This window comes from Clostridium sp. BL-8, from assembly GCF_002006495.1.
Classification (GTDB): domain Bacteria; phylum Bacillota; class Clostridia; order Clostridiales; family Clostridiaceae; genus Clostridium.
On record NZ_LZZL01000151.1, the window covers coordinates 1 to 6945 of the forward strand.

Consider the following 6945-nt stretch of genomic DNA (forward strand, 5'->3'; position numbering starts at 1 on the left):
ACTTGTTTGAGGAACATGCAGAAATGGGTGCAACCTTTCACTTAGAACTTTCCAGCGAAAATTTCATAAGTCCTGTGGAACAAAAATGTATGTTATTTCGGTAAGTTACCACATAAGTTTAAAATAGGGTATCTATAAGGTGCAAGTTATAATTTTAGACAAACATTGAATCTGCATGGATTGTAGTATCCGTCTATGATTTTCCAATCTTCAAAGTCTTTTTTATCATAAAGTAAGTGTTCTTCTCGATGAGAAGTTATAGGTAAGTCCCCAATAAAGATTGCTTCTTTAGCAACTCTTTTTAATTCAGCAATCGCTTGTTTAGCATATTCTTGATTCGGAAAATAATGAAATGCTCCAAAACAAAAGACTTTATCAAAAGTTTTATCTTTAAAAATTAAGTCATTTGCTTCACCGTGTAAGACTGAATTATTAAGTAGTTCTATATGCCTTTTTACAAGGGATGTAGAATAATCTATGCCAATATATTCACCACATTTTATATATTGAGCTAATCCACCAGCTCCGCAGGCTACCTCTAATACTTTATCAGTTTCTTTGATGTCTAATTCTTCAACAATTTTTCTCGCAATTTCCTTTACATTAGCAGTAGTATCTTCATATCCATCTAATTCTTCCAGTGAAGTAGTGTTACCATTACCTTTTCTCTCCCAAACTTCTTTCCAATAAGACATATCTTCCATAATACACATTCCTCCTAGTTTTATATTTTAGAATTAAATTCTTAAGCAAAAAATGTATATGTTGCAATTGTAAACTGTACATTGGGAATTGCAATATATATAAATAAATTAGTTATGAGGTTCAAATAATGAACAAGATTATATTATCATCGTTCAATGTTCACTACAATAAGTTCACAAAATAAGTTTAATAATCAGTGTATTCCGAATTTTTGTGAATCTGCAAGTTAAAGTAGAAATATGTTGAAAAGCGATAAAAAACGGTTTATAATGAGTGTATAATTAGAAAAATATATAAAAGAGAGATAAATATGGTAAAAGACATTTGCAAAAAAATTATAAATAATATTGCAATTGATGGAAAATATAGTGGGGAACAACTTGAGCAAATGGAATATGTTTTGGTGACTATTGTATTTGAATTGATAAAGATAATTTCAGTAATAAGTATTTTCTCATTATTTGGATATTTTGATAAGGTTATCATTATTATCATGGTAATGTGTGTAATCAAGCCTTTTATAGGAGGATATCATGAAGATACCCAGATTAAGTGTTTTATAGTTACACTGTTAGTTACATCTGGAATTCTAATTTTAAGTTTACAATGTAATCTTAGTTTTATAGGAAATTGTATCCTAATCTTTTTGAGCATATTTTGTATATGGAATCAAGCTCCAATAATAAATCCCAGAATGCCAATAACACGCCCACAATTAATCAAAAACAATAGAATTAGAGGACTATATACTTCAATAATATTTGGATTATTGTCTATAATCTTATATAATTATAGTAGTTATTATGCATTAATAACGTGGACTATGTCTATTGAAACAATGTTAATGTTTAATAAAAGGGAAAGTTAAATCTATTTACTAATTTTAAAGTACAAGTTTTTCATAAAAGGTTAAAATTATTACATAAGTTAAAAGATATAGGGGCGCTGGGTCACGTTGGAACCAGCATTATTTTTGCGCTCATGTGTTGAAAAATACCAAAATTAGTGAAGAAATTAAGATGAAAGTATGGTTCAAAATAAGTTAGGGGGGCACAAATTGGCATTAATTAGCATTTGTATGATTACTTCGATATTTCAGTCAATAGCATGTACATATACAATATTCAGATGTGTGGATAAAAAAGAAGAAGAAAATAAAAAGAAACTAGTTATAATAGCATTGTTATTTTTTTTAATAAGTCAATTTTTTATGGAATCATTTAAAAGTAATCCAGAGATAACTATATTTTCAACTCATATAACAGGTTTAATTTTGCTTTCTATATTATATAGAAAGAATATTTGGGGTGCATTAACAGCATATACAATGACTTATTTTATTTTAGGAATATATTATGTCATATTTGGAAATGTAATTTTTAGATATGTAAAAATGATATTGCCACAAGAGTATATAAGTTATGAAAAAATATTTATAATTTATATTCCAGTATGGATACTTTTATTAATATATTTTAAGTATATAAGGAATGTAAAACAAATTTATAAATTTATAGTTTATGAGCAAATTTATATATTATTCTTAATAATGAGTTTTATTATAGACTTTATATTAGTTTCCTATTCAGTTGAACTTACAGAAAAAAATCAATTGATAAAGAACATTATTTACATGATATTCTTTATATCGTTTATAGTAACATTAGTTTATTTTTGGAAAGTTCATCAGAAATCTATACAGATATATAAATTAAATGAAGCTTTAGAAGCTAAAAATAATGAACTTAGAAAAATAAAACATGACTATGGAGCACAGATTTCTTATTTATATGGACTTTGCCTAATGAAAAGATACGAAGACTTAAAGAAATCCTTAAAAGATATTATAAATAATAATGAATCAACGCCAACGGCAGTAGAAGTGAGTATGGATAATAAATCAGTGCTGTCACTAGCGCTTAAACCAGCTATAGATAGGGGAATACATGTAATAATTGAAGAAAGTTGCGATTTTTCATTTATAAAAATGAATGAGATGGAATTTTATAGAGTTATATCAAGTATAGTAAGTAATGCAATTAGAGCAATGAATGGAGAAGGCGTAATAATTGCGAGAAGCTATGAATATTTAGGACATATAGTAGTGAGAATAGAAAATAATGGTTCTAAGATACCAGAAAGTCACTTAAGTGAAATTTTTAAAGCTGGATTTACAACAAAAGAAAATAGTGATAACAATCGCGGATATGGATTGAGTATAGCAAAAGATTTGGTAGAAAGTTATAATGGGAAAGTATATGTTAAAAGTAATGAGTCTACTACCGAATTTAAAATAGTACTACCTATCATATAGAGTTAAGAAAATTACAAGAGACAAGCAATTAATATAAACCTAAATAATAAAGAGGATTTGAATATTATAATCTTCTTTATTATTTAGGTTTATTATATTTTAAGAATAAAAATCATGGTTTGTAATTAGTTTATCCAAGTTTTGATAGAAAAATAAAAATTATTTTGAAAATTCAGAACAATAGTTGTAAAATTATAGTATAAGAAATAAAAATTAACAATTAGGAAGGGGTGTTATGCATGTATAAGATAACTAATAAAAAAAGCCTTACAAATAATATATTTCTTATGGATATAGAAGCTCCAAGAGTAGCTAAAGCTGCAAAGCCTGGACAATTTATTATTATAAAAGACGACGAAATGGGGGAAAGGATTCCTTTAACAATCGCAGATTATGATAAGGAAAAAGGAACAATAACAATAGTTTTTCAAACTGTTGGCCAAAGTACAAAGAAATTAGCAGAATACAATTCAGGTGAATATGTAGCTGATTTTGTTGGGCCGCTTGGTAAACCAAGTGAATTTATACATGAAAGTGTAGAGGAGTTAAAGAAAAAGAAATTTATATTCATAGCAGGTGGAGTTGGCGCAGCACCAGTTTACCCACAAGTAAAATGGATGCATGAAAATGGAATTAATGTAGATGTTATATTGGGGAGCAGAAGTAAAGATTTATTGATATATGAAGAAGAATTAAAACGTGTATCAGGAAATCTTTATGTAACAACCGATGATGGATCTTATGGCTTTAAAGGGAATGGGTCAGATATGCTTAAGGAATTGATTAATAATCAAGGAAAAAAATATGATCAAGCTGTTATTATCGGACCAATGATAATGATGAAATTTACTTCTATGCTGACTAAGGAATTAAATATTCCGACTACAGTAAGTTTAAACCCTATAATGGTCGATGGTACAGGCATGTGTGGAGCTTGCAGGGTAACAGTCGGAGGTGAAGTTAAATTTGCATGTGTTGATGGACCAGAGTTTGACGGACATCTAGTAAATTATGATGAATCAATGAGAAGACAAGCACTGTATAAAACTGAAGAAGGCAGGGCTAAGCTTGAAGCTGAAGAAGGAAATACACATAGTCATGGCGGCTGTGGATGCAGGGGTGATAAGTAATGGATATGAATGAAAGAATGGTTAGAGTACCAGTAAGAGAGCAAGATCCAAAGGTTAGAGCCACAAACTTTGAAGAAGTTTGCCTTGGTTATAATGAAGCAGAAGCAACAAAGGAAGCTTCAAGATGCTTAAATTGCAAAGTGCCTAAATGCATAGATGGATGTCCAGTATCAATAAATATTCCTGGTTTTATAGCACATATTAAAGATGGTGAATTTGAAGATGCAGCAAAGGAAATTTCAAAATATAGTTCGCTTCCAGCAGTATGTGGAAGAGTATGTCCTCAGGAAAAGCAGTGTGAGGGTAAATGCGTTCTGGGAATTAAAGGAGATCCTGTATCTATAGGAAAGCTTGAAAGATTTACAGCTGACTGGGCTGCGCAACATAATGTGGATTTAAGTGAAACAGAACCGAAGAATGGAATTAAGGTTGCAGTTATAGGAAGTGGACCATCAGGTTTAACTTGTGCTGGTGACTTAGCTAAAAGGGGATATGATGTAACAATTTTTGAAGCACTTCATAAAGCTGGTGGAGTATTAGAATATGGTATTCCAGAATTCAGGCTTCCAAAAGATAAAGTAGTTAAAAATGAAGTGGAAAATATAAAAAAACTTGGTGTTAAAATAGAAACTAACGTTATAATTGGACGAACTATAACATTAGATGAATTATTTGAACAAGAAGATTTTAAAGCTGTATTTATAGGATCAGGAGCAGGTCTTCCAAAATTTATGGGTATACCAGGAGAGAATGCTAATGGGGTTTGCTCAGCTAATGAATTCTTAACAAGAGTAAACCTTATGAAGGCAGCAGTAGACGGATATAGTACCCCAGTAAGAATAGGAAAGAAAGCTGCAATAGTTGGTGGTGGAAATGTTGCAATGGATGCAGCAAGAACTGCATTAAGACTTGGAACTGAAAGCCATATAGTTTACAGAAGAGGAGAATCTGAGCTTCCAGCAAGAGCAGAAGAAGTTCATCATGCTAAGGATGAAGGAGTAATATTCGATGTACTGACTAATCCAACAGAAATATTAGTAGATGAAAATGGATGGGTTAAAGGGATGAAATGCATAAGAATGGAACTTGGTGAACCTGATGCATCAGGTAGAAGAAGTCCTGTTGAAATTCCAGGCTCAGAGTTTATTATGGAAGTAGATACCGTGATAATGTCTCTTGGAACCTCTCCAAATCCACTAATCTCGTCAACAACTAATGGACTCGAAATTAATAAGAGAAGATGCATTGTAGCTGAGGAGGAAACAGGCCTTACTACTAAGGAAGGTGTATATGCTGGCGGAGATGCAGTAACAGGGGCAGCAACAGTAATCTTAGCTATGGGAGCAGGCAAGAAGGCTGCAAAAGCTATTGATGAATATTTACACAAGTAACAAAGTATTCAAAAGAATATTTTAGAATAAAGATATATATTGGACATTTATTATAGTAAGAATTTTAAGTTTTACTTATTAATTAACTAGGTAAGTGTCCTTTTTAATTAAATAGATCAATAATATTAGTCATAAATTATTAATGTCGTTATTTATAATTAATTTCGAGTAAATTTGATTTTTTTCTTTGACAAAATAATATTAATAATATAAAATACATATTGTTAATAAAATAACATAGTAATTTTATATAGTATACATAAAACATTTACATAAATAAATGTTAAATGTTTTAGGCGGAGTTTAGTTGTAGCAATAATAGTAGAAAAATATGTGGTAAAGGAAGAAGAAAAATGAACAAAGCAATTAATTTAGTAAAAAGGTTAATTCTATTTTTTGTTGGAATGAGTATAATTCAATTTGGAGTTGCACTATTTTTAAAAACTAATATAGGTTCTGATACGTTTACTGTATTCACTCAAGGTTTGGCAAAGTCCTTAAACAATACATCTTTAAGAGATTTTGCATTAGTTAGATGGATAGCTGGTGGTCCAGAAGTAACTCCAGGGATCGCCAATATGATTATATTGGTTACATTATTCGTAATTATACTTATAGTTGAAAGAAAAAGAATAAATATAGGAACATTAATCTGCGTAGTTGGTGTAGGGCCTATAATAGATCTTGGAGTAAAAGTAGTTTCATATTTCCCAGTAGATTCTTATAATTATATTGTAAAAGCAATATTAGTTTTAATAGGATGTTTTATAATCGCTATAGGTTTTTCAATACAATCTGCAAGTAATTTGGGCGTTGCTCCAAATGATATAGTTCCATTTATAATTCAAGGAAAAACTAATATGCAGTATCGTTGGATTAGAATAGGATTGGATGCAGGATACTTAATAATTGGATTTATTCTTGGAGGAACAATTGGAATAGGAACAATATTAGCGCTTGCATCAACAGGACCGTTCATACAATTATGCCTTCCTTATGGAGAAAAACTGGTTAAGTTAATAGTAAAAGAAGATGCAGAAGAAAATCAACAAGAAAAAGCAACTGTTAATGCACAAGTAAATTATTAATATATTTAAGGTTTCAAATACGAGGCTGTTTAAAGGAAATTTACATTTATCTTTAAATAGCCTCTTTTATGTTTTCTTATATAGAAAGTTGTCAAAGTAATCATCTACATACATTATTAATGAAATATTTTGGATAAATATAGAGAATAACAATCATTACCTGTGTTGAAAATTGGAATGAAAAGTGTAATAATGTAATTGGCATAATTGATGTTATTAATGTAATTAAGTGTATTAAAATGCTGACTTATGTAACATTTAAATTTATATATATATGTTGCAATAATAAAATTACATTTAGGATGTCTATCCGCTAA

General features: G+C 29.7%; 6 protein-coding genes. 5 read left to right on the forward strand and 1 reads right to left on the reverse strand.

The window, feature by feature from the left end:
- Window positions 1-146: 146 nt before the first annotated feature.
- Complete coding sequence (locus CLOBL_RS26220) at window positions 147-704, reverse strand: class I SAM-dependent methyltransferase (RefSeq protein ID WP_077861687.1); 558 nt, start codon at window positions 702-704, stop codon at window positions 147-149.
- A gap of 311 nt (window positions 705-1015) precedes the next feature.
- Here CLOBL_RS26220 and CLOBL_RS26225 point away from each other — a divergent pair, with 311 nt between their 5' ends.
- The 5 genes from CLOBL_RS26225 to CLOBL_RS26245 all read left to right on the forward strand — a co-directional run bounded on the left by CLOBL_RS26225 (window position 1016) and on the right by CLOBL_RS26245 (window position 6628).
- Entirely contained in the window at window positions 1016-1573 is a 558-nt protein-coding gene (locus CLOBL_RS26225) for an accessory gene regulator B family protein (protein WP_077861688.1), read from the forward strand.
- A gap of 189 nt (window positions 1574-1762) precedes the next feature.
- Window positions 1763-3019, forward strand: coding sequence for an ATP-binding protein (locus CLOBL_RS26230; protein ID WP_077861689.1), 1257 nt, complete (start codon window positions 1763-1765; stop codon window positions 3017-3019).
- 239 nt (window positions 3020-3258) lie between these two features.
- Window positions 3259-4149 carry a sulfide/dihydroorotate dehydrogenase-like FAD/NAD-binding protein gene (locus tag CLOBL_RS26235; protein WP_077861690.1) on the forward strand — a complete coding sequence of 297 codons (891 nt, stop codon included), beginning with the start codon at window positions 3259-3261 and terminating at the stop codon, window positions 4147-4149.
- The gene (gene gltA, locus CLOBL_RS26240; RefSeq protein WP_077861691.1) at window positions 4149-5540 is read left to right on the forward strand and encodes an NADPH-dependent glutamate synthase; all 1392 of its coding nucleotides are present in this window, start codon (window positions 4149-4151) and stop codon (window positions 5538-5540) included. The genes CLOBL_RS26235 and gltA overlap by 1 nt, the downstream gene beginning before the upstream one ends.
- A 353-nt stretch (window positions 5541-5893) precedes the next feature.
- The gene (locus tag CLOBL_RS26245; RefSeq protein WP_077861692.1) at window positions 5894-6628 is read left to right on the forward strand and encodes a hypothetical protein; all 735 of its coding nucleotides are present in this window, start codon (window positions 5894-5896) and stop codon (window positions 6626-6628) included.
- The last annotated feature ends 317 nt before the right edge of the window (window positions 6629-6945 follow it).